Consider the following 24,228-nt stretch of genomic DNA (forward strand, 5'->3'; position numbering starts at 1 on the left):
ATCCAAAATTTTCGTCATGCCAAACAGACGGCCTGAATCCTATAATGATTACGCCCGTTTCAATTTCTTGTGCCTAGTAAATACGGTATAATTTGCCCTTTACGCACATTACCTCCGGTCTTTTCAGACGGCCTTTATCTCATGACTGCAAAATCTTCTAAAACCCAAACAAAAAAACGCGTCTCTACCAAACCGGCAGCCAAACCGACCACACGCAAATCCACCAAAGCACAAACTCAAGCCGACAATAAAGTCTCCCAACGCCTCAAGGCCGCCAAAGAGCTGCAAAAAAACGAAGAAAAAAAAGCGCGTCCCGAGCATGTCGTCAACTTGATTAATGATGCTTTATGGCTGTTTGGCTTGGTTATCACCATTTATCTGGCCATTTCCCTGGCCAGCTTCAGCATGGACGACCCTGCATGGTCGCGCAGCGTTCCCAAAAGCAACGATGTCGCCAACCTCGGCGGCCTCTTTGGCTCCTATCTTTCCGATGTCGGATATTATCTGTTCGGCCTATCGTTTTGGTGGTGGATAGCTGCCTCTTGCGTTTTCCTCTACAAAAATTTCCGCCCCATGAAAAAGCAGGAAAACCACAAGCCCTACAATCACAGCGTAGCCGCTTTGGCATTGTTTCTCCTGCTGGTGTGCAGCCCGATTATCGAACATTTCCTGTTTGACAATGCATTGAGCGAATCCCTTCCCGTCGGTGCAGGCGGCTTGGTCGGCTTGCTGGCGGGTTCAGGCTTGGCTTGGCTGTTGGGTAAGTCGGGCAGTCTGTTGATTATGCTGGTGATGTTGCTTTTATCCATTTCCCTGCTGGCTCAGGTGTCATGGTTGGAAGTCATGGCCAAATCCGGCAGCCATATGGGTGGTCTGTTTGGCAACCTGATGAAAAAACTGTCTCAGTTCCGAAATAAAAAAGAAGATGTCTGCTCCGAAGCTTTGGAAACCCAAAATACGCGCCGCATGGTTAAAGAAGCCAAAACCATTACCGCCACTCCGGTTACTCCGTTGGCAGGCAGCAGCAGCAACCGTAAAACCGTTGCCGTATCCGTTGCGCCGCCCCCTAAAATCCAAACTTCCCTGTTTGACGATACTGAACCTAAAAACAACGGCGAATACCACAAACCCAATATGAACCTGTTGCGTATGCCGTCTGAAGAACCGGTTGCCGTCAATCCGGATGAATTGCAACAAACCGCAGAATTGATCGAAGCCAAGCTGGCTGAATTTGGCATCGGCGTACAGGTTGTTTCCGCCACTTCCGGCCCCGTGATTACCCGCTACGAAATCGAACCGGCACAAGGTGTCAAAGGTAGTCAAATTGTCGCCCTGTCCAAAGATTTGGCGCGCTCGATGTCTCTGCAAGCGGTACGCATCGTAGAAACCATTGCCGGTAAAAACACCATGGGCATTGAATTGCCCAATGAGAAACGCCAAGACGTGATGTTGAGCGAAATCCTCTCTTCACCCGTGTTTACCGACGCCAAATCCAAACTGACCGTTGCCTTGGGTAAAGATATTGCAGGTACGCCCGTTGTCGGCGACTTGGCAAAAATGCCGCATCTTTTGGTCGCTGGTATGACCGGCTCGGGTAAATCCGTCGGCGTGAACGGCATGATTATGTCCATGCTCTTCAAAGCCACGCCCGACGAAGTCCGCTTCATTATGATTGACCCTAAAATGCTGGAATTGAGCATTTACGACGGCATTCCGCACCTGCTTTGTCCGGTTGTGACCGATATGCGCGAGGCAGGACAAGCGTTGAACTGGTGTGTTGCCGAAATGGAAAAACGTTATCGCTTACTTTCCCATGCCGGCGTGCGTAATTTGGACGGTTTCAACCAAAAAGTCGAACAAGCCAAAGCAGCAGGTAAGCCATTACTCAATCCGTTCAGCTTAAATCCTGACGATCCTGAGCCTCTGGAAAAACTGCCGTTGATTGTAGTCGTCATTGACGAATTGGCAGACTTGATGATGACCGAACGCAAATCCGTTGAGCAACAAATCGCACGCCTTGCCCAAAAAGCGCGTGCAGCAGGCATTCACATGATTGTCGCCACCCAACGCCCAAGCGTTGATGTGGTTACCGGCCTGATTAAAGCCAACATTCCGACACGTATGGCCTTTACCGTACAAAGCAAAATCGACAGCCGCACTATTCTTGACCAAATGGGTGCAGACGAATTGCTCAAATACGGCGACTCATTATTCCTGCAACCGGGAAGCGCAGAACCGACACGCCTGCAAGGTGCGTTTGTTTCCGATGATGAAGTGCATCAGGTCGTCAATTTCGTCAAAGAACAGGCTCCGACCAATTATGTAGAAGGCCTGCTCAGTGGTGAAGCGGCCATCGAAACCACCAATATTGTCAATCCGAATGCAAACAGCGATGAGTTATTTGATCAAGCCGTTGCCTTCGTATTGGAAAGCCGGAAAACTTCCATTTCCGCACTCCAACGCCAATTACGCATCGGCTACAACCGTGCCGCCAATTTGGTAGATGCGCTTGAAAATGCCGGTGTTCTTTCTCCGGCAGACATCAACGGCAGCCGACGGATTCTGGCGCAAAAAGACCAGCTGTAAAAAACAACAATATCGAAACGCAAAGGCCGTCTGAAAAGAATTTCCCACTTTTCAGACGGCCTTTTTATGTTATTCGTGAAACATTGTGTTATACTAAGCAGCTAAATTTTGACCTTATGCACGCTTCCGAAGTTCTTCGGAATACTGAGCAGAAGGATAACCGTTTAAACACAACAAATTTAAGGGCTTACGATGAGCGTAACTGTTGAAACTTTAGAAAATCTGGAACGCAAAGTAGTATTGTCTCTGCCTTGGTCCAAAATCAACGCAGAAACTGAGAAAAAACTGAAACAAACCCAACGCCGTGCAAAAGTTGACGGCTTCCGTCCGGGTAAAGCACCGTTCAAAATGATTGCCCAAATGTACGGCGCAAGCGCACAAAACGACGTTATCAACGAATTGGTACAACGCGAATTCTACGAAGTTGCCGTTGCTCAAGAATTGAAAGTTGCCGGTTACCCACGTTTTGAAGCCGTTGAAGAACAAGACGATCAAGAGTCTTTCAAAGTTGCCGCTATTTTTGAAGTTTTCCCTGAAGTAACTATTGGCGACCTGTCAACCCAAGAAGTAGAAAAAGTAACTGCGACTGTTGGCGATGCCGAAGTCGACCAAACTGTAGAAATCCTGCGTAAACAACGCACCCGCTTCAACCATGTTGACCGCGAAGCCCAAAACGGCGACCGCGTCATCATCGACTTTGAAGGCAAAATCGACGGCGAACCTTTCGCTGGCGGCGCGTCTAAAAACTACGCTTTCGTATTGGGCGCAGGTCAAATGCTGCCTGAATTCGAAGCCGGTGTCGTCGGCATGAAAGCCGGCGAAAGCAAAGATGTTACCGTAAACTTCCCTGAAGACTACCACGGTAAAGATGTTGCCGGTAAATCTGCCGTATTCACCATCACTCTGAACAACGTTTCTGAAGCTACTTTGCCTGAAGTTGATGCAGACTTCGCTAAAGCTTTGGGTATTGAAGACGGCGACGTTGCCAAAATGCGTGAAGAAGTGAAGAAAAACGTTGGCCGCGAAGTTGAGCGCCGCATCGGTGAACAAACTAAAGAATCTGTCATGAACGCCCTGCTCAAAGCAGTCGATTTGCAAGTTCCTGTTGCTTTGGTCAACGAAGAAGCCGCTCGCTTGGCAAACGAAATGAAACAAAACTTCGTTAACCAAGGTATGGCTGACGCTGCCAACTTGGATCTGCCTTTGGATATGTTCAAAGAACAAGCAGAACGCCGCGTTTCTTTGGGTCTGATTTTGGCTAAATTGGTTGAAGAAAACAAACTTGAGCCAACTGAAGACCAAATCAAAGCCGTTGTTGCCAACTTCGCTGAAAGCTACGAAGATCCTCAAGAAGTTATCGACTGGTACTACGCAGAGCCTTCCCGCCTGCAAGGCCCGACTTCTTTGGCAGTAGAAAGCAACGTTGTTGATTTCGTTCTGAGCAAAGCTAAAGTAACTGAAAAAGCGCTGTCTTTTGACGAAGTAATGGGCGCACAAGCTTAATTGCTCCAAGGCCGTCTGAAACAGACAATCAAAAGCACCGAAGCGCTTTAAATGCTTTGGTGCTTTTCCATCATTAACAGGAGACAAAAATGTCCTTCGATTTCAATAATTACCTTGTCCCTACCGTTATCGAGCAAAGCGGTCGCGGCGAGCGCGCATTCGACATCTACTCACGCCTTTTGAAAGAGCGCATCGTTTTCTTGATCGGCCCGGTGACAGACGAATCTGCCAACTTGGTTGTTGCGCAATTACTGTTCTTGGAAAGTGAAAACCCTGATAAAGATATCTTCTTCTATATCAACTCTCCGGGCGGTTCGGTTACTGCCGGTATGTCGATTTACGACACCATGAACTTCATCAAGCCTCATGTTTCTACCTTATGCTTGGGTCAAGCAGCAAGTATGGGCGCATTCCTGTTGTCCGCAGGCGAAAAAGGCAAACGCTTTGCCCTGCCAAACAGCCGCATCATGATTCACCAACCGCTCATCAGCGGCGGATTGGCCGGTCAGGCTTCCGATATTGAAATTCACGCTAAAGAGCTGCTGAAAATCAAAGAGAAACTGAACCGCTTACTCGCCAAACATTGTGATCGCGATTTGGCTGACTTGGAACGCGATACCGACCGCGATAATTATATGTCTGCCGATGAAGCTAAAGAATATGGTTTGATTGACCAAGTTTTGGAAAACCGCGCCTCTCTGCAAGCCTAATCTTTATCGATTTTAAATTAAAAGGCCGTCTGAAAAATATATATTCAGACGGCCTTTCTTCAATCTTACTTCGCGTTGTCTTTATTATTCACTTGAACCGGATACAGCAAAATCAAAGGATTGGCTTTCACTTGACTCCAGAAGCTCTTCAGAAGATTACGCATACTACCCAAACGCGTACCGCGAGAACGGAGCGCAACAGCCAAAGCCAAAGAAAAACTGACCACCAGATTCACCATGCCGATTGCCAATACACTGGCCAAGCCAAGCATAAAAGTGAATATATCTGCATGACCGCTAATCGCGGCATAACCCAAATTTGCCGAAGAGAACGCCACATGGCGAATATCCAGCGGCAAGCCGAAAAGATGGCCAAAATAGCCGGTCATCCCCAAAAGCATACCGAAAATAAAATTGCCCATAAGCGAGCCGTAATGCTTATGAATATAAGCAGCCAAACGGCGGCGCGGCTGAGGACGCATGATTTTTCGTAAAAACGGATTAAACGGCAGGCGCTGACGCAGGTTCAGATAATCGGAACGGTTGTCAAAAAAGCCCGCAATAATCCCCGAGCAAAACAGCCATACCCCGGCAATAGCGGCATACCATAAGGTCGGCTGAGTAAAAATCTCAATAGATTTAAGCTGGTAGGCTGTAACCGCCTCGTTTAATAAAGGCTGACCATGCGTGTAGGCATAGCCAAAAGCAATCCCTGCTGCCAACAATACCGCAATCGATACATTGCCAAACACGGCAACACTTTGCGAACGGCATACGTCAATCAGCAGTTTAGCCAATTTATTGTCCACCGCTTTGCTGCCTTCATTTGAGTCCACCTGTTCAGCAAAGCTCGCCGCCGTCATAGCAGGCTGTTTGGTTGCAACAGTGCAATGCAGCATATGAATCAGCATAAAGCCCAAACCATAATTGAGCCCGGCCAAGAATGAAGTAGTAAACTCACCGAATCCCAAAGACGCGATATGGATTTTATTCAATGCCATCAAAGCAATAATTACGCCGCCGCCCGCTGCGGAATAAAACATTTTGAAATATTCGCTACGGTTGCGCGTAATGTAATGCTCGCCATGATGACTTTTGTTTTCCGTAATACTGCGTGCCAGCATTCGGATACTGCTTTTACGCAAGTGGCTGGTACTATATTGCTCTACCGCCGCGTAAATCATCGCATTCATCAGATTGATGGTTAAGCGAGTACGGCTGCCGGTTTCGATTTGAATATTAGTCAACAGTTTCAGACGGTCTATGGTTTGTTGCAGGCGCTCCAACAAGTGCGCCACTTTCACTGACGAGCCAGACCCCGCTCCTGTACCACGCCGACGCAGATACTCAATTTGCTTGTCGCACTGGTCAAACATGACCTCCAAGTGCGCCGTATCATAAGTTTCTTCACTGTGGCGATAGTGTTCTACCAATTTTGCAATTTCACGTTGCAAAGCAACAAATGCTGAATCTGCCTCCAACAAACGGGGGGCAATCCGTATTAAATCCGGCTCAATCGCTTCGGAAGCAATCCAAATAGACAGCATTTCCACCGCTCGTAAACGGGCATCCGCTAACTGTCGGCTGGCCGTCTGAAGCAAAGCAGGATCGGCTTTACTCTGCAACAATTCATACATGCTCAACCATTGGCGCAAACTCAGGGTTTGCAACCATTTATCATCGTTTTTCGAATGGAAAAGATACAAAAACACTTCGCGCAGATTGGAAAAATCTTTATAAGACGGGCTGAAACGCTCGTAAATCCGTATGCCCATCTCTCGAGTAAAACTATGGCGCGAGAAAATACCCAGCTTAATCAGCGCAGGATAGATGTGAACTTTGGACAGCCAGGCATAGAAGCGCAGGCTGAATTGACGGCATAAAGCATCATCTTGTTTTAAAGTAGATAAAATCAAATCGAAACGTTCGGAAGCCTGTTTTTTACCTCCTCGGCGCAAAAATTTGATTAATGCATTGAGAATAAGAACAAAGTCGGTATCATTTAAGCGTTCCGACAAAATAATGTGAAGATTTTGATTAGTCAGTTTTTGCATTGTAGTATTATTACATAAAATAAGATATTTAGCAAGAACCTTGGCAAACAGGTCGGATTATATCGCATTCTTTATCAACCCATGGTACAAGATTTTCGATTAATATTCTCTAAAATTCAATGAATAATCAAATTACATAACAAATATATGATGTGAATCAATAACTAGGAAAGGCCGTCTGAATTCCTTCAGACGGCCTTTTACAACAGCATACTACATTGTTTTAAACTTATGCAAACAAGAGCTTACCACCCTCTTCTTTAACATGGATTGTGCTATCCGGTGCATATTTACCTTCAAGCAATGCTTTTGCCAGCGGGTTTTCGATTTCTGACTGAATGGCGCGTTTGAGCGGACGGGCACCATACACAGGATCGAAACCGGCTTCGGCAATCAGATCCAAGGCAGCATCATCGACTTTCAGATGCAGATGTTGTGCTTCCAAACGTTTTTCCAAACCTTTAAGCTGGATTTTCGCAATACTGCGGATATTGGCCTGATCCAAACCATGGAACACGACTACTTCATCAATACGGTTGATCATTTCAGGACGGAAATGTTCTTTCACATCCTCCATCACAACTTCTTTCACCGCTTCGTAGTCCTGAGTACCCATTTGTTGGATATGTTGGCTACCAATATTGGAAGTCATCACGATAACGGTATTTTTGAAGTCTACGGTACGGCCTTGTCCGTCGGTCAAGCGGCCGTCATCCAATACTTGCAGCAAGATGTTGAATACGTCCGGATGGGCTTTTTCCACTTCATCCAAAAGAATCACGCTGTATGGTTTGCGGCGGACTTGCTCAGTCAGGTAACCGCCCTCTTCGTAACCAACATAGCCGGGAGGCGCACCGATTAAGCGGGCAACAGCATGTTTTTCCATGTATTCGGACATATCGATACGAATCAGATGATCTTCGCTGTCAAACAGGAAGCCTGCCAAAGCTTTGCACAACTCGGTTTTACCCACACCGGTCGGGCCTAAGAACAAGAAGCTGCCATAAGGTTTATTCGGATCAGCCAAACCGGAACGGCTGCGGCGGATAGCGTCAGATACGGCACGCACGGCTTCATCTTGACCGACCACGCGGCGGTGTAATACTTCTTCCATCTTCAGCAGCTTGTCACGTTCGCCTTCCATCATTTTGGACACTGGGATGCCGGTCATGCGGGAAACCACTTCTGCGATTTCCTCCGCGCCGACATTATTACGCAAGAGTTTGTTTGCCGGTTTTGTGCTGTCCGTATCTGCCCGTTCGGCGGCTGCACGCTGTTTTTCCAAATGCTCCAAATCTTCATACATCAATTTTGAAGCCAGTGCCAAATCGCCTTGCCGTTTTGCCTGTTCGATTTTAATTTTGACTTCGTCAATTTGTTTCTTAATATTGGCAGCACCGTCTGAAATCGCTTTTTCGGCTTTCCAGATTTCGTCTAAATCGGCGTATTCTTTTTGCAAGCCGTCGATTTCCTCGTCTATCAGTTCCAAACGTTTTTTGCTGGCATCGTCTTTTTCTTTTTCAACGTGCGCCTTTTCCATCCGAAGCTGAATCAAACGGCGGTCGATTTTGTCCATCGCTTCCGGTTTGGTTTCTTTTTCCATCTTGACACGGCTGGCGGCTTCGTCAATCAAATCAATCGCTTTATCAGGCAGGAAGCGGTCGGTAATATAACGATCGCTCAACTCCGCTGCGGCAACGATAGCAGGGTCGGTAATATCGATACCGTGGTGGATCTCATAACGCTCTTGCAAACCGCGCAAAATAGCGATGGTATCTTCCACACTTGGCTCGCCAACCAATACTTTTTGGAAGCGACGTTCGAGTGCCGCATCTTTCTCGATGTACTGACGGTATTCATCCAAAGTAGTCGCACCGATACAGTGCAATTCGCCACGCGCCAAAGCCGGTTTCAACATATTGCCCGCATCCATTGCGCCGTCGGTTTTGCCTGCACCAACCAAAGTATGGATTTCATCAATGAAAATCAGAGTGTTACCATCGTCTTTAGCCAAGTCGTTCAACACGCCTTTCAAGCGTTCTTCAAATTCGCCGCGGTATTTCGCGCCGGCAATCAAAGCCGCCAAGTCCAGAACCAAAAGGCGTTTGTTACGCAGGGATTCAGGTACTTCGCCGTTAACAATACGTTGCGCCAAGCCTTCGACGATGGCGGTTTTACCCACACCCGGCTCACCAATCAGCACAGGGTTGTTTTTGGTACGGCGTTGCAATACCTGAATTGCACGGCGGATTTCATCATCACGACCGATAACAGGGTCGAGCTTGCCGTCTCGGGCGCGTTGAGTCAGGTCGAGTGTGTATTTTTTCAAAGCATCGCGTTGGTCTTCAGCATTCGCATCGTTCACGTTTTGTCCTCCTCGTACCGCATCAATCGCGGCATTGATATTTTGTTCGGTTGCACCGGCTTCTTTCAAAATTTTGCCGGTCGCATCATTCTGCTGAACCAAAGCCAGCAGGAAAAGTTCGCTGGCGATATAGGCATCGCCACGTTTGGTCGCAGCCTTGTCCATCAAGTTCAATACAGCTTGCAGCTCACGGCTAGGCATAATATCGCCACCTTGACCGGATACTTTTGGCAAGCTGCTCAAATGTTGCTGCAAACGTTGTTTTACTTGAGGCACATTCACACCTGCATGAGCCAGTAACGCAGCAGCACCACTGTTTTGATCGTCAAGCAACGCTTTTAAGATAAAGCCTGCCTCAAGGTAGCTGCTGTCCGCAGCCAAAGCCAGACTTTGACCTTCTTGCAGAGCTTGCTGAAATTTGGCAGTCAATTTATCAAATCTCATTTTAAGTTCCTCTTCAAATATATTCTGTTAGAGCCTATATAAGCGCAAATGTGGATAACTCAAGAGCCATTTATCCCATTAATCAACAATTTTTACTATATTATTGTTTTATAACGTTTTATTTCTATGAGTTTATGTGCATAACTTTTATTATCCATCTACTCTTTACTCAAAAGGCCGTCTGAAAAATCAAGAATAATCAGGTATAATCGGCACCATATTTATTTTCAGACGGCCTTTGTGCCGAAGGATACTTTCATGAGCAAAAAACGAGTTTTAACAGGCGTTACCACAACAGGTATTCCCCACTTGGGCAACTACGTCGGTGCCATCCGCCCGGCCATCCGCGCGGCGCAAGATTCCAATACCGAATCATTCCTCTTTTTGGCCGACTATCACGGCATCATTAAATGTCATGAGCCGAAAATGATTCATCAATCTACTCAAGCTGTTGCTGCCACATGGCTCGCCTGCGGACTCAATCCGGAACAGACCACTTTCTACCGTCAAAGCGATATTCCCGAAGTAATGGAATTGAACTGGATTCTGACCTGTATCACTGCAAAAGGCTTGATGAACCGTGCCCACGCTTATAAAGCTGCAGTACAGGCAAATACCGAAAACGGTCAGGAAGATCCAGATCACGGCGTGGAAATGGGCCTGTACAGCTACCCTATCCTCATGACTGCCGACATCCTTATGTTCAATGCCCATGAAGTTCCAGTCGGTCGCGACCAAATCCAACACGTTGAAATGGCACGCGATATTGCCGGTCGCTTCAATCACCGCTTCCAAGAACTCTTCACCTTGCCTGAAGTAAAAATTGACGAAAATGTCGAACTCTTGGTCGGCTTGGACGGACGAAAAATGTCCAAATCCTACGGCAATACCATTCCGCTTTGGGAAAACGACAAGAAAACCCAAAAATCGGTCAACAAAATCATCACCAATATGAAAGAACCCGGCGAGCAGAAACAGCCTGATGAAAGTCCTCTGTTTGAAATCTACAAAGCCTTCTCCACGCCGTCTGAAACTGCCGAGTTCACGCAAATGCTGGCCGAAGGCCTTGCTTGGGGTGAGGCTAAGAAACTCTTAGGTGCAAAAATCAATGCCGAACTCGCAGAACCCCGCGAGCGTTACAATGAGTTGACAGCCAAACCATCTCAAATTGAAGACATTTTGCAGGCCGGCGCACAAAAAGCGCGTAAAGAAGCACGTGAATTGTTAGATAAAGTACGCGATGCGGTAGGTATTCGTCCGTTGAAATAATAATAGTAAGGCCGTCTGAATATTTCAGACGGCCATAATATCGTTTATTATTTGAAATATAATCGTTTTCTAGGGTTTCTCATATGAAAAAAACCTTCCCCCTTATCTTGCTCAGCCTTTCATTGGCTGCCTGCGGCGGTAAATCTGAAGATACTGCAGCCAATGATGCTGCTTCAGGCAAAGCGCCCAAGCCTACCTTCAAAGTTAAATATATCGATGAACAAGCCATAGCCGGTTTGGATTTAGGTACAGCTCAAGAAGGCGAAACTAAAGAAGGTAAAAAACAACGTACCTATCCGATTAACGGCATAGAGGGCGGCATCATCAATCTGATTGGCAAGCACCCTACCGACTTAGAAGTCATCAGCGGCCAATGCATGGAAAAAAATGAAAAAGGCGTTTCAGCCGGCTGGTCAGCCAACGGCGTCTGCCACACTGTCTTTGCAAAAATGGTAGACAATATTGCCCAAGACGGCAACAAACTGACCGACTATCTGATTTCACACGCTGCTTTACAGCCTTATACCGAGGGTAAAAGCGGTTATGCCGCCGTACAAAACGGCCGCTATATTTTAGAAATTGACAGCGAAGGCATGTTCTATTTCCGTCGCCGCCATTACTAAACCCCTGACCATCCTATTTTCCCCTGACACAAGGACTGAATCATGGCTCAAGTTACTTTCCAAGGCTCACCTATTTCTACAAACGGCAATTTGCCTGCCATCGGCCAAGTTGTACCTGATTTCACATTGGTAGCGGCAGACCTATCTGAAAAATCATTGGCTGACTTTGCAGGCAAACGCAAAGTGCTGAATATTTTCCCTAGCATTGACACCGGCGTATGCGCCCAGTCCGTCCGCACTTTCAACAAACATGCCTCTTCTTTGGATAATACCGTTGTTTTGTGCATTTCTGCCGATTTACCGTTTGCACAAGCCCGTTTCTGCGGCGCAGAAGGTTTGGAAAATGTAGTGACACTTTCCACATTCCGCAGCAGCTTTTCTAACGATTACGGTGTTACACTGACAGAAAGCCCATTACGCGGCCTGACTGCCCGTGCAGTGGTGGTTTTAAATGATCAAAACCAAGTTCTCCACGCTGAGTTGGTTTCTGAAATTGCGAACGAGCCTGACTACGAAGCAGCTTTAGCTGTTTTGTAATTAACCAAATAAAATCAGGCCGTCTGAAGCTTTTCAGACGGCCTTTAGATTATCTTCAAAATAAAAACGGTAGCTTAAAAGCTACCGTTTTCTGTTTCAAACCTTATACAGATTTATCTGTTTTATCTGCCTGCTTCCACTGAATCAGTATTCTGAACCTCATTTTGCTCAACAGGTTCAGCAGCTTCAGCAACAGGCGCTTCAGGCTCTTCTACTTTGTCATCACGGACATTGTGGCTGTAATCTTTAGGCGGGCTAGGTTGTTTACCAGCCATAATTTCCAAAACTTGGTCTCGATCGATGGTTTCCCAATCCATCAGTGCTTTGCACATGGTTTCCATCTTATCGCGATTTTCATCCAAGATTTTGTAAGCCACTTGGTATTGCTCATCCAAAATACGGCGGATTTCCGCATCGATATCTTGTTGGGTTTTCTCGGAAATATTTTGAGAACGGGTTACGCTGCGACCCAAGAATACTTCACCTTCGTTCTCAGCATAAACCATCACACCCATTTTGTCGCTCATACCATAACGCGTTACCATCTCGCGTGCCATTTGAGTTGCACGCTCAAAGTCGTTAGATGCGCCGGTAGAAATACGGCCGACAAAAATATCCTCAGCAATACGGCCACCAAACAAGATTGAGAGCTGGCTCAGCATTTGGTCTTTGTACATACTGATGCGGTCACGCTCAGGCAGCTGCCAAGTCAAACCCAATGCACGACCACGAGGCATAATGGTTACTTTGTGAACCGGATCGGTAAACGGCAGGCTTTCCGCTACGATTGCATGACCGGCCTCATGATAGGCTGTCGCACGTTTTTCATCTTCGTGCATTACCATGCTGCGACGCTCCGGACCCATGTAGATTTTGTCTTTCGCATCTTCAAAGTCGCTTTGATCGACTTTAACTTTATTACGACGGCCGGCAAACAAAGCTGCTTCATTGACCAAGTTTGCCAAATCCGCACCTGAAAAACCCGGTGTACCGCGTGCTAAAGAAGTCAAATCTACAGATGCATCCAAAGGCACTTTTTTAGCGTGAACTTTCAAGATTTGCTCACGGCCACGAATATCAGGCAACGGAACAACGACTTGACGGTCAAAACGGCCTGGACGCTGCAACGCAGGGTCAAGTACATCAGGACGGTTGGTTGCTGCGATCACAATAACGGTTTGGTTACTTTCAAAACCATCCATTTCAACCAACAATTGGTTCAATGTTTGCTCACGCTCATCATTACCACCGCCCAAACCGGCACCACGCTGACGGCCAACCGCATCAATTTCATCGATAAAGATGATACATGGCGCGTTTTTCTTAGCCTGCTCGAACATATCGCGGACACGGCTCGCACCGACACCGACAAACATTTCTACGAAGTCAGAACCTGAAATACTGAAGAATGGCACACCGGCTTCACCAGCAATCGCTTTAGCCAGTAATGTTTTACCCGTACCAGGGCTACCGGCCAACAAAATACCGCGCGGTACACGACCACCCAGGCTTTGGTAACGGTTAGGCGATTTCAGGTAATCCACGATTTCTTGTACTTCTTCTTTTGCCTCATCACAACCTGCAACATCGGCAAAAGTCACTTTATTGGAATCTTTGTCCAACAAACGTGCACGGCTCTTACCAAAAGAGAATGCGCCGCCTTTACCGCCACCGCCGCTTTGCATGCGCATGAAGTAGAACCATGCACCGATCAACAACAAAACAGGCAGCAGGCTGTAAAACAGACTGGCCAGCATGCTTGGTTTTTCTTCCGGAGTCACTTTGACGCGTACTTTGTTGTCCAACAGTGTTTTAACCAAGTTGTCATCCAAAGGCGCATTGGTATAGAAGGCAGTTTTATCGGTGCGCTCACCTTTAATCAGATAGCCGCTGACAACAGATCCTTCAATATTGACATTGGATACTTCGCCACTATTAACTTGCTGAATAAATTGAGAATATTCGATTTGCTGTTTATCTTCCTGCTTATCGCTGAGTGCATTGAATGCTGCTAAAAGCATAGCACCACCCACTACCCAGACTAATATGTTTTTAATGGTATTCCCCACTGAACAGGCTCCATGGTTACAAAATAAATAAAATCAAGGGAAAGAATTTTAAAGCACCCACCCTACATTGTCAGCGTTTATTTTTACCTAATAGGTAAATCTCACTGGAACGATTGCGGGAAGCATCCGGCTTTCGAGTTTGTACACTGGCAAAAATTTCACGCATAGCCGCCGTATACTCTTGATAACCCGCGCCTTGAAACACCTTCACTAAAAAACTGCCTCCGGTTTTCAAATGTTGGGAGGCAAAATCCAAGGCCAGTTCACACAAATAAAAACTGCGTGCCTGGTCTGTTACGGCATTGCCTGACATATTGGGTGCCATATCACAGATTACAAGGTCTAGCGGACGATTATCCAATAAAGCTTCAAACTGCTCCAAAACAGCATCTTCCCTAAAGTCGCCCTGAATAAACGACACACCTTCAATAGCTTCCATTGGCAAAATATCCAAAGCAAACACTGCCCCAGTTTTACCGACCAGCTTGGCCGCAACCTGTGACCAACTTCCCGGCGCGCTGCCCAAATCCGCCAAAACCGTACCTGGTTTGATTAATTTGTCTTTTTGATTGATTTCCAATAACTTATAAGCCGCTCTGGCACGATATCCGTCCTTTTGTGCCATATGGACATAATGATCGTTGACGTGCTCATGCAGCCATGCTTTTGAAGATTTTGAGCGTACAGCCATCTTGATTTGAAATGCTTAAGTTAAAATCAGCATTGTACGTTATTTCCCCCGTAAATGTTCTAAATCGCGTACAATATAGCCATTATTCTTTTGAATTGGATACTTATTAATATGAGCGACAACAAATTAAGCACCAAAGAAATTTTGGCCTTGAAAGCCCAAGCACACCACCTCCACCCTGTCGTTATGGTTGGCCAACAAGGCTTGACCGACTCAGTCATCAAAGAAGCCGATGCCGCATTGACAGCGCACGAATTGATTAAAGTCCGTGTTTTTGGCGATGATCGTGCTGAACGTATTGAAATTTGCAATGCCCTGTGTGAAACACTGGGTGCTCAACTGGTGCAACATATTGGCAAATTACTTGTTTTGTGGCGTAAGAAACCGGACGACGAATAATTTAAACTGAATAAACAGCAGAAGTATTTTCTCGACCCACTTTAATCATATCCTTCTGTTGTATTTATGCAGTACGAAATGATTTATTCCATTATTCTAAGCATCAAAATACAAATACGGTTGTCTGTTTTTGTAAATAACCTCAAAATTACAAAATCATAACGGCCGCACTCTGTCGGCCGATTATTTTATTCTTAATCCTTCGCAAAATATAAAAGCAAACCGATGAATGCTCAACAATATGAAGAATCTTTTCTTCTAGCAGAAAAATTGATCACTCAAGACCCTCCTGACTTTGCACGAGCCATCCCATTGCTCTGCGAGGCAGCAGAAGCCGGGCATGTTGAGGCTGCATTTCAACTGGCAGGATACCTGATCGAACACCACGAAAATGCTCAAGATTTAGCAATTGCAGTTGAATATTTAAAGCAAGCTGCAAGAGCTGGTCATCCATACGCCCGCTATAATCTTCTCCAGTTACAAGAAAATAATGGAATAGAAATAGAAAAACTCATTGCAGCCTATCAAGAGCTTGCTGAAGAAGGATTAGCCCCAGCACAACTACGCCTCATGCGTTTATATGCAGATAATGGCAATGACCAAGAAGCAGTCAAATGGGCATTGAAAGCTGCCGAACAGCAAAATCCTCAGGCGCAATACTTCTTAGCCCAACATTACCAATATTCCAGCTCTTCTGATTTGGAATATTCCCATAAACTTTATCAGAAATCCGCTGCACAGGGATTTATTGCAGCACACTGGCAACTCGGTCTCCAATACAAATTGGGGCAAGGTGTCGCACAAAATCCTGAAAAAGCAATCGAACATTTACGTATTGCCGCCGATTACGACATTGTTCCAGCGCAAACTTCTCTTGCGGAACTCTTAGCCGCATCAAATCCTGCTGAAGCATTGGAATGGTTTGAAAAAGCTGCCGCACAAGGTGACAGCAATGCGAATGTAGCACTTGCCGAAATCTATCTGCTAGGCAAAAACACCGAACGAGACCCTCAGAAGGCCTATCAGCACGCTAAATTTGCTGCTGATCAAAATGATCCGGAAGGTTTGCGCCTTTTAGGTGATATCTATCGCTACGGATTGGGACGAGCAGTTGATGCTGACACCGCACGCCAATATTATCAACGCTCGGCTGATTTAGGTAATCTTGCCGCTTACCAAAAACTTCTGTCTGACAGCGCATTGAATAACCAGCAAAACTATGAGCTAACCAAAGAAATCGCCCTCCAACGTCAGGAAGCCGAGCGTCTGTACAAGCTGGCATTTGCAGCGCACTATGGCTTAAAACGCAAACAGAATTACGCTGAAGCACTGGAGTTATACCATCAGTCCGCAGAACGTGGACACAGTAAATCCCAAACCAATCTAGGTATGATGTATTACTGCGGACAAGGCGTACCTGTCGACTACGCCCAAGCTGCAAAATGGTTTGAAGCAGCGGCCAAACAAAGAGACACGATGGCTCAATATAATCTTGCCTGCCTGTATTATCACGGCATGGGTGTAAAAAAAGACATCAACAATGCTTGCTTCTGGTTGCAAGAAGCCATCCAACATGGACATGAACAGCAAGACGTTCTCAAAGAGCTTCTGACTCAATGGAAGCAATTCTCTCAAAAAGGCTCTACTGATAATTAGAGGCCGTCTGAAATTCTAACTTCCTACATAAATGACATGTCAGCGCTAAAGTAGCCTGTACATGTCATTTTTTTCATTTACCCTTCCTCAACAATCGCCATCTTCAAATCCCATTTCTCCTTAATCTCTTTAGAGTCTTCAGACGGCCTATTCTCTTTGTAAAAAACCAGATAATCTAAATTTAATTTTCTATTTACAACAAAATTTGAAAAATATTTTTCGTATTCGAATAAACTTTCTCAAATATCTGATGCTTTTTTACTGTATCCACTCAATATCTCGATTTAAAAACAAGCTACATAACTCTTTTAAAAAATCTTAATTTCAACCTCTAAATCCTATCAATATCTACAGCACAATTTGCCAGTTTGCCCAATTACTGATAGCATTTGCAGGTTAGCTGGTTTGTAAAAAGTTCAATTCTTTCTGATTTTTTATCAACGGTTATAACGTATTGATAATATTTCAGTAATTAAAACTTTTTTCGAATTTAACTCTAGGAATTTTCGTTTTAAACTCACATCTGTTCGCAAACGAAAATATCGGAGTAATACTCCGTCATTGAAAAACACTCAACACAAGGATAGATATTATGTCCACCCAATTACACGATGTTGACCCAATTGAAACCAAAGAATGGTTAGACGCGTTAAGCTCTGTTTTAGAATATGAAGGTAGCGAACGCGCCCAATACCTGCTGGAAAGTTTGGTCAAATACAGCCGTGACAAAGGCATCCGTATGCCTCACGGCACCACTACTCCATATTTGAACACCGTTTCCGTAGAAGACGAAAAAGGCATCCCTGGCGACCAAAACATCGAACACCGCATCCGTGCATTCGTTCGTTGGAACGCTGCCGCTATCGTTTTGCGCGCAGGTAAAAAAGATTTGGAATTGGGTGGACATATTGCATCTTTCCAATCAGCCGCCACTATGTACGAAGTCGGCTTCAACCACTTCTGGAAAGCTAAAGGCGAAGGCGAAGAAGGCGATCTGGTATTCTTCCAAGGCCACGTAGCCCCTGGTATCTACGCACGTGCGTTTGTTGAAGGCCGTCTGACTGAAGACCAGCTGAACAACTTCCGTCAAGAAGTTGGCGGTAAAGGTCTGCCTTCTTACCCTCACCCTCACCTGTTGCCTGACTTCTGGCAATTCCCAACCGTATCTATGGGTCTTGGCCCATTGATGGCAATTTACCAAGCACGCTTCCTGAAATACTTGGAATCTCGCGGTCTGGCTAAAACCAAAGGCCGTAAAGTATGGGTATTCTGTGGCGACGGTGAAATGGACGAACCTGAAAGCCAAGGTGCTATTGCTCTGGCTTCACGCGAAGGCTTGGACAACTTGGTATTCGTCATCAACTGTAACCTGCAACGTTTGGACGGCCCAGTACGCGGTAACGGCAAAATCATTCAAGAGCTGGAAGGCAACTTTGCCGGCGCCGGCTGGAATGTTGTGAAAGTCGTCTGGGGTCGTCGTTGGGACCGCCTCTTGGCAAAAGACAAAGATGGCATCCTGCGCAAACGTATGGAAGAGTGCTTGGACGGTGACTACCAAACTTACAAATCCAAAGACGGTGCATACGTTCGCGAACACTTCTTCAATACACCTGAACTGAAAGCATTGGTCGCCGATATGACTGATGACGAAATTTGGGCATTGAACCGCGGTGGTCATGACCCTCAAAAAGTCTACAACGCTTACGACCGCGCTGCGAATCACGCTAACGGCAAACCTACTGTAATCTTGGCAAAAACCATTAAAGGTTACGGTATGGGTGCATCCGGCGAAGGTCAAAACGTTGCCCACCAAGCCAAAAAAATGGACAAAGCGTCTCTGAAACAATTCCGTGACCGCTTTGACATTCCTGTAACTGACGAGCAAATCGACAGTGGCGACCTGCCTTACCTGACTTTTGCTCCTGACAGCGAAGAATACAAATACCTGCACGCACGTCGCGAATCTTTGGGTGGCTACCTGCCTCAACGCAACCCTACCCAAGACGTTCTGGAAGTGCCTGAACTGTCAGCATTTGATGCCCAACTGAAATCCAGCGGTGACCGTGAATTCTCCACCACCATGGCTTTCGTACGCATCCTGTCTACTTTGCTGAAAGACAAAAAAATCGGCAAACGCGTTGTACCTATCGTTCCTGACGAAAGCCGTACTTTCGGTATGGAAGGTATGTTCCGCCAATACGGCATTTGGAACCCTAAAGGCCAACAATACACCCCTCAAGATAAAGACCAACTGATGTTCTACAAAGAATCCGTCGACGGTCAAATCTTGCAAGAAGGTATTAACGAGCCAGGCGCAATGGCTGACTGGATCGCGGCTGCAACCAGCTACGCCAACAGCAACTTTGCGATGATTCCTTTCTACATCTACTACTCTATGTTCGGTTTCCAACGTATCGGCGACTTGGCATGGGCTGCCGGCGATATGCACGCACGCGGCTTCCTGTTGGGTGGTACTGCCGGCCGTACAACGCTGAATGGTGAAGGTCTGCAACACGAAGACGGCCACAGCCATATTCAAGCAGATTTGATTCCAAATTGTGTTTCTTACGATCCAACATTCCAATACGAAGTAGCCGTTATCGTTCAAGACGGTCTGCGCCGTATGTATGCCAATAACGAAGACGTGTTCTACTACATCACCCTAATGAACGAGAACTACGCTCACCCGGACATGCCTGAAGGCGCAGAAGAAAACATCCTGAAAGGTATGTATCTGCTGAAAGCCAGCGGCAAAGGCGACAAGAAAGTTCAATTGATGGGTTCCGGTACTATCCTGCAAGAAGTAATTGCCGGTGCCGAATTGTTGAAAGCCGACTTCGGCGTAGAAGCAGACATCTGGTCTTGCCCATCATTCAACCAGCTGCACCGCGATGCCATCGAAGTGGAACGCTTCAATCGTCTGAACCCATTGGAAACTGCAAAAGTACCGTTTGTTACTTCTCAACTGCAAGGTCATGACGGTCCGGTTATTGCCGCTACCGACTACATCCGCAGCTATGCTGACCGCATCCGTGCCTACATCCCTAACGACTACCACGTCTTGGGTACTGACGGCTTCGGTCGCTCCGACAGCCGTGCCAACCTGCGCAGCTTCTTTGAAGTTGACCGCTACAACGTTGCCGTTGCTGCATTGAGCGCATTGGCCGAACAAGGCAAAGTCAGCAAAGAAACCGTTCAACAAGCTATTGAAAAATATGGCATCAAAGCCGATTCAGCTCCTAGCTGGAAACGCTAATTGATGTTTCAGACGGCCTGTTTGCTTCATTCAGACATCAGGCCGTCTGAAAACCAAATGCTTGAATGGTTTGAACAAACTGTACCGATGCCGTGTGAAACAGTTTTTAGATGGCATCAAACTGAAAATATTAAAGGAACTCAAATGAGTATCGTAGAAATCAAAGTCCCTGATATCGGCGGTCATGAAAACGTCGACATCATCGCCGTAGAAGTTAAAGTAGGCGACACTATTGCCGTTGACGACACCCTGATTACTTTGGAAACCGACAAAGCCACTATGGACGTACCTGCTGATGCAGCCGGCGTCGTGAAAGAAGTTAAAGTTAAAGTTGGCGATAAAATCTCTGAAGGCGGCGTTATTTTGACCGTTGAAACCGGTGCTGCCGCTGCTGATGCCGCTCCGGCCCCTGCAGCAGAAGCTCCTGCTGCTGCGCCTGCAGCCGCTCCTGCCGGTGGTGCTACCGTACAAGTTGTTGTACCAGATATCGGCGGTCACTCTAACGTAGACGTTATTGCCGTTGAAATCAAAGTTGGCGACACTGTTGCCGTTGACGACACCCTGATTACTTTGGAAACCGACAAAGCCACCATGGACGTACCATGTACCGAAGCCGGTGTGGTTAAAGCCGTATTTGTAAAAGTTGGCGACAAAGTATCTGAAGGTTCTGCCATTATCGAAGTAGAAACCGCTGGTTCCGCCGCAGCTGCTCCTGCTCCTGCCGCTCAAGCTGCCGCTCCTGCACCGGCTGCCGCTCCGGCTCCTGCTGCTCCCGCACCAGCCGCTGCGCCTGCGCCAGCTGCACCTGCTCCTGCCAAAATCGACGAAGCTGCGTTTGCCAAAGCTCACGCAGGTCCTTCCGCACGTAAACTGGCGCGTGAATTGGGCGTAGATTTGGGTCAAGTCAAAGGTACCGGTCTGAAAGGCCGTATCATGGGCGAAGACGTTAAAGCCTTCGTTAAATCCGTTATGCAAAGTGGTGCAGGCAAACCTGCCGCTGCCTCTTTGGGCGGTGGTCTGGACTTGTTGCCATGGCCTAAAGTTGACTTCTCTAAATTCGGCAGCATCGAAGTTAAAGAACTGTCACGCATTAAGAAAATCTCCGGTCAAAACCTGTCTCGCAACTGGGTTGTGATTCCTCACGTTACCGTACACGAAGAAGCGGACATGACCGAATTGGAAGAATTCCGCAAACAGCTGAACAAAGAATGGGAACGCGAAGGCGTGAAACTGTCCCCATTGGCGTTCATCATCAAAGCCTCTGTTGCTGCGCTGAAAGCCTTCCCTGAATTCAACGCCTCTCTGGATGGCGACAACTTGGTGCTGAAAAACTACTTCAATATCGGTTTCGCAGCAGACACGCCAAACGGCTTGGTTGTTCCAGTCATCAAAGACGTGGACCAAAAAGGCTTGAAACAAATCAGCCAAGAGCTGACCGAATTGTCTAAAAAAGCCCGCGAAGGCAAGCTCAAACCGCAAGAAATGCAAGGCGCATGCTTTACCATTTCCAGCTTGGGCGGTATCGGCGGCACAGGCTTCACGCCGATCGTGAATGCTCCTGAAGTCGCCATCTTGGGTGTGTGCAAATCCCAAATCAAACCGGTTTGGAACGGCAAAGAATTCGCTCCTCGCCTGATGTGCCCATTGAGCCTGTCCTTCGACCACCGCGTCATCGACGGTGCCGCCGGTATGCGCTTTACCGTATTCCTGGCTAACCTGTTGAAAGACTTCCGCCGCATTACTCTGTAATCCGAGCATTTTCAGACGGCCTTTTTACTCAGGCCGTCTGAAAAAAGAAGTCCGAACATCATTCAGAAAGATTAGACATGAGCTTAGTTGAATTAAAAGTGCCCGACATTGGCGGTCACGAAAATGTAGATATTATTGCGGTTGAAGTAAATGTGGGCGATACCATTGCCGTGGACGATACCCTGATTACTTTGGAAACCGATAAAGCGACTATGGACGTACCTGCCGAAGTTGCAGGCGTAGTCAAAGAAGTTAAAGTTAAAGTGGGCGACAAAATCTCTGAAGGCGGTTTGATTGTTGTCGTTGAGGCCAAAGGTGCAGCTGCTGCTCCTAAAGCCGAAGCGCCTACTGCTCCTGCACAAGAAGCACCTAAAGCAGCCGCTCCTGCCCCTCAAGCTGCTCAATTCGGCGGCTCTGCCGATGCCGAATACGACGTAGTCGTATTGGGTGGCGGCCCTGGCGGTTATTCTGCTGCATTTGCCGCTGCTGACGAAGGCTTGAAAGTTGCTATCGTTGAACGTTACAAAACTTTGGGCGGCGTTTGCTTGAACGTCGGCTGTATCCCTTCCAAAGCACTGTTGCACAATGCTGCCGTTATCGATGAAGTACGCCACTTGGCTGCCAACGGTATCAAATACCCTGAGCCTGAACTCGATATCGACATGCTGCGCGGCTACAAAGACGGCGTTGTTTCCCGCCTGACTACCGGTTTGGCAGGCATGGCTAAAGGCCGTAAAGTAGACATTATCCAAGGTGACGGCCAATTCTTGGATCCGCACCACTTGGAAGTTTCTTTGACGACCAGCGAAGTGTACGAACAAGCTACACCTACCGGCGAGAAAAAAATCGTTGCCTTCAAAAACTGTATCATTGCAGCAGGCAGCCGCGTAACCAAACTGCCTTTCATTCCTGAAGATCCACGCATCATCGATTCCAGCGGTGCACTGGCTCTGAAAGAAGTACCGGGCAAACTGTTGATCATCGGCGGCGGTATTATCGGTCTCGAAATGGGTACGGTTTACAGCACTCTGGGTTCTCGCCTGGATGTTGTTGAAATGATGGACGGCCTGATGCAAGGCGCAGACCGCGACTTGGTTAAAGTATGGCAAAAACAAAACGAATACCGTTTTGACAACATCATGATCAACACCAAAACTGTTGCTGTCGAGCCTAAAGAAGACGGCGTTTACGTTACCTTCGAAGGTGCAAATGCGCCTAAAGAGCCACAACGTTACGATGCCGTACTCGTAGCTGCCGGTCGTGCGCCTAACGGCAAACTCATCAGCGCTGAGAAAGCCGGTGTTGCTGTAACTGATCGCGGCTTCATCGAAGTGGACAAACAAATGCGCACTAACGTGCCGCACATCTACGCTATCGGCGATATCGTCGGTCAACCGATGTTGGCACACAAAGCCGTGCACGAAGGCCACGTTGCCGCTGAAAACTGTGCCGGCCACAAAGCCTACTTCGACGCGCGTGTTATTCCGGGCGTTGCCTACACTTCTCCTGAAGTGGCATGGGTTGGCGAAACCGAGTTGTCTGCCAAAACCTCCGGCCGCAAAATCACCAAAGCCAACTTCCCATGGGCTGCTTCCGGCCGTGCAATTGCCAACGGTTGCGACAATGGTTTCACTAAGCTGATTTTTGATGCTGAAACTGGCCGCATCATCGGTGGCGGTATCGTTGGCCCTAACGGCGGCGATATGATCGGCGAAGTCTGCTTGGCCATCGAAATGGGCTGTGATGCAGCCGATATCGGTAAAACCATCCACCCACACCCAACCCTGGGCGAATCCATCGGTATGGCTGCGGAAGTGGCATTGGGCGTATGTACCGACCTGCCTGCTCAGAAAAAGAAATAAGTTCACTCAAATAAAATTTGAACGAACTTGATGGAACAAAGGCCGTCTGAATGTTTCAGACGGCCTTTTCACAAATAAGGAGACTCAATATGAAAAAAATCGAAGCTATTATCAAACCTTTCAAACTCGACGATGTACGCGAAATCCTGACTGAAATCGGCATTACCGGCATGACTGTTAGCGAAGTGAAAGGCTTTGGCCGCCAAAAAGGCCATACGGAAATTTATCGCGGCGCAGAATACGCGGTTGATTTCCTGCCTAAAGTAAAAATCGAATTGGTATTGGCTGACGATAAAGTCGATCAAGCTGTTGATGCCATCTTGGAAACCGCGCATTCCGGCAAAATCGGTGACGGTAAAATCTTTATTTATCCGGTTGAAGAAGCTATCCGTATCCGTACCGGTGAACGCTCGGAAGCAGCGCTTTAATAGAAATCGCAAAACACAGAATACAAA

16 protein-coding genes are annotated in these 24,228 nt (G+C 47.0%); 12 read left to right on the forward strand and 4 right to left on the reverse strand.

The genetic code is table 11. The features are described from left to right. Positions 1–141: 141 nt before the first annotated feature. The 3 genes from ACTHTJ_RS04040 to clpP all read left to right on the forward strand — a co-directional run bounded on the left by ACTHTJ_RS04040 (position 142) and on the right by clpP (position 4,799). Positions 142–2,586 (forward strand): DNA translocase FtsK, encoded by a 2,445-nt coding sequence (locus ACTHTJ_RS04040; RefSeq protein WP_070585348.1) that lies wholly within the window; start codon positions 142–144, stop codon positions 2,584–2,586. Between the two features lie 192 nt (positions 2,587–2,778). Further along, entirely contained in the window at positions 2,779–4,089 is a 1,311-nt protein-coding gene (gene tig / locus ACTHTJ_RS04045; protein WP_070585350.1) for a trigger factor, read from the forward strand. 89 nt (positions 4,090–4,178) lie between these two features. Next, positions 4,179–4,799, forward strand: coding sequence for an ATP-dependent Clp endopeptidase proteolytic subunit ClpP (gene clpP, locus ACTHTJ_RS04050; protein ID WP_003683589.1), 621 nt, complete (start codon positions 4,179–4,181; stop codon positions 4,797–4,799). A 65-nt stretch (positions 4,800–4,864) separates the two neighbouring features. Here clpP and ACTHTJ_RS04055 read toward each other — a convergent pair whose 3' ends face one another. After that, a complete protein-coding gene (locus ACTHTJ_RS04055) occupies positions 4,865–6,853 on the reverse strand; it encodes a site-specific recombinase (RefSeq protein ID WP_440360782.1) in 1,989 nt (662 codons plus the stop codon). Positions 6,854–7,082: 229 nt separating this feature from the next. Beyond that, on the reverse strand, positions 7,083–9,662 hold the full coding sequence (clpB, locus tag ACTHTJ_RS04060) for an ATP-dependent chaperone ClpB (protein ID WP_070585353.1): 2,580 nt from the start codon (positions 9,660–9,662) through the stop codon (positions 7,083–7,085). A 258-nt stretch (positions 9,663–9,920) separates the two neighbouring features. Between clpB and trpS the strand changes: the two genes are divergently transcribed. The 3 genes from trpS (at position 9,921) to tpx (ending at position 12,091) form a co-directional block, all read left to right on the forward strand. After that, complete coding sequence (gene trpS / locus ACTHTJ_RS04065; RefSeq protein ID WP_070585355.1) at positions 9,921–10,931, forward strand: tryptophan--tRNA ligase; 1,011 nt, start codon at positions 9,921–9,923, stop codon at positions 10,929–10,931. Positions 10,932–11,014: 83 nt separating this feature from the next. After that, on the forward strand, positions 11,015–11,554 hold the full coding sequence (locus ACTHTJ_RS04070; RefSeq protein ID WP_070585356.1) for a hypothetical protein: 540 nt from the start codon (positions 11,015–11,017) through the stop codon (positions 11,552–11,554). Positions 11,555–11,596: 42 nt separating this feature from the next. Next, positions 11,597–12,091 (forward strand): thiol peroxidase, encoded by a 495-nt coding sequence (gene tpx / locus ACTHTJ_RS04075; protein ID WP_377072837.1) that lies wholly within the window; start codon positions 11,597–11,599, stop codon positions 12,089–12,091. 122 nt (positions 12,092–12,213) lie between these two features. Here the strand turns inward: tpx and ftsH are convergent, their stop codons facing one another. Together ftsH and ACTHTJ_RS04085 are read right to left on the reverse strand one after the other, a co-directional pair. After that, positions 12,214–14,160: an ATP-dependent zinc metalloprotease FtsH gene (gene ftsH, locus ACTHTJ_RS04080; RefSeq protein WP_377072838.1), complete on the reverse strand. Its 1,947-nt coding sequence runs from the start codon at positions 14,158–14,160 to the stop codon at positions 12,214–12,216. A gap of 70 nt (positions 14,161–14,230) precedes the next feature. Beyond that, positions 14,231–14,851: an RlmE family RNA methyltransferase gene (locus tag ACTHTJ_RS04085; protein ID WP_070460733.1), complete on the reverse strand. Its 621-nt coding sequence runs from the start codon at positions 14,849–14,851 to the stop codon at positions 14,231–14,233. A 111-nt stretch (positions 14,852–14,962) separates the two neighbouring features. On the opposite strand from ACTHTJ_RS04085, the gene yhbY reads away from it, so the two are divergent. The 6 genes from yhbY to ACTHTJ_RS04115 all read left to right on the forward strand — a co-directional run bounded on the left by yhbY (position 14,963) and on the right by ACTHTJ_RS04115 (position 24,201). After that, positions 14,963–15,250 carry a ribosome assembly RNA-binding protein YhbY gene (gene yhbY / locus ACTHTJ_RS04090; protein ID WP_377072840.1) on the forward strand — a complete coding sequence of 96 codons (288 nt, stop codon included), beginning with the start codon at positions 14,963–14,965 and terminating at the stop codon, positions 15,248–15,250. A gap of 225 nt (positions 15,251–15,475) precedes the next feature. Beyond that, positions 15,476–16,906 carry a tetratricopeptide repeat protein gene (locus ACTHTJ_RS04095; protein WP_377072842.1) on the forward strand — a complete coding sequence of 477 codons (1,431 nt, stop codon included), beginning with the start codon at positions 15,476–15,478 and terminating at the stop codon, positions 16,904–16,906. Between the two features lie 592 nt (positions 16,907–17,498). Continuing rightward, on the forward strand, positions 17,499–20,162 hold the full coding sequence (gene aceE / locus ACTHTJ_RS04100; protein WP_070585369.1) for a pyruvate dehydrogenase (acetyl-transferring), homodimeric type: 2,664 nt from the start codon (positions 17,499–17,501) through the stop codon (positions 20,160–20,162). A 144-nt stretch (positions 20,163–20,306) separates the two neighbouring features. Continuing rightward, entirely contained in the window at positions 20,307–21,911 is a 1,605-nt protein-coding gene (gene aceF / locus ACTHTJ_RS04105) for a dihydrolipoyllysine-residue acetyltransferase (RefSeq protein WP_107810998.1), read from the forward strand. Positions 21,912–21,988: 77 nt separating this feature from the next. Continuing rightward, positions 21,989–23,773 carry a dihydrolipoyl dehydrogenase gene (lpdA, locus tag ACTHTJ_RS04110; RefSeq protein ID WP_070585374.1) on the forward strand — a complete coding sequence of 595 codons (1,785 nt, stop codon included), beginning with the start codon at positions 21,989–21,991 and terminating at the stop codon, positions 23,771–23,773. An 89-nt stretch (positions 23,774–23,862) separates the two neighbouring features. Next, on the forward strand, positions 23,863–24,201 hold the full coding sequence (locus ACTHTJ_RS04115; protein WP_003683576.1) for a P-II family nitrogen regulator: 339 nt from the start codon (positions 23,863–23,865) through the stop codon (positions 24,199–24,201). Positions 24,202–24,228 lie beyond the last annotated feature (27 nt).

Origin of the sequence: Neisseria sp. P0018.S001, from assembly GCF_051957355.1 — a bacterium.
Taxonomy (GTDB): domain Bacteria; phylum Pseudomonadota; class Gammaproteobacteria; order Burkholderiales; family Neisseriaceae; genus Neisseria; species Neisseria subflava_A.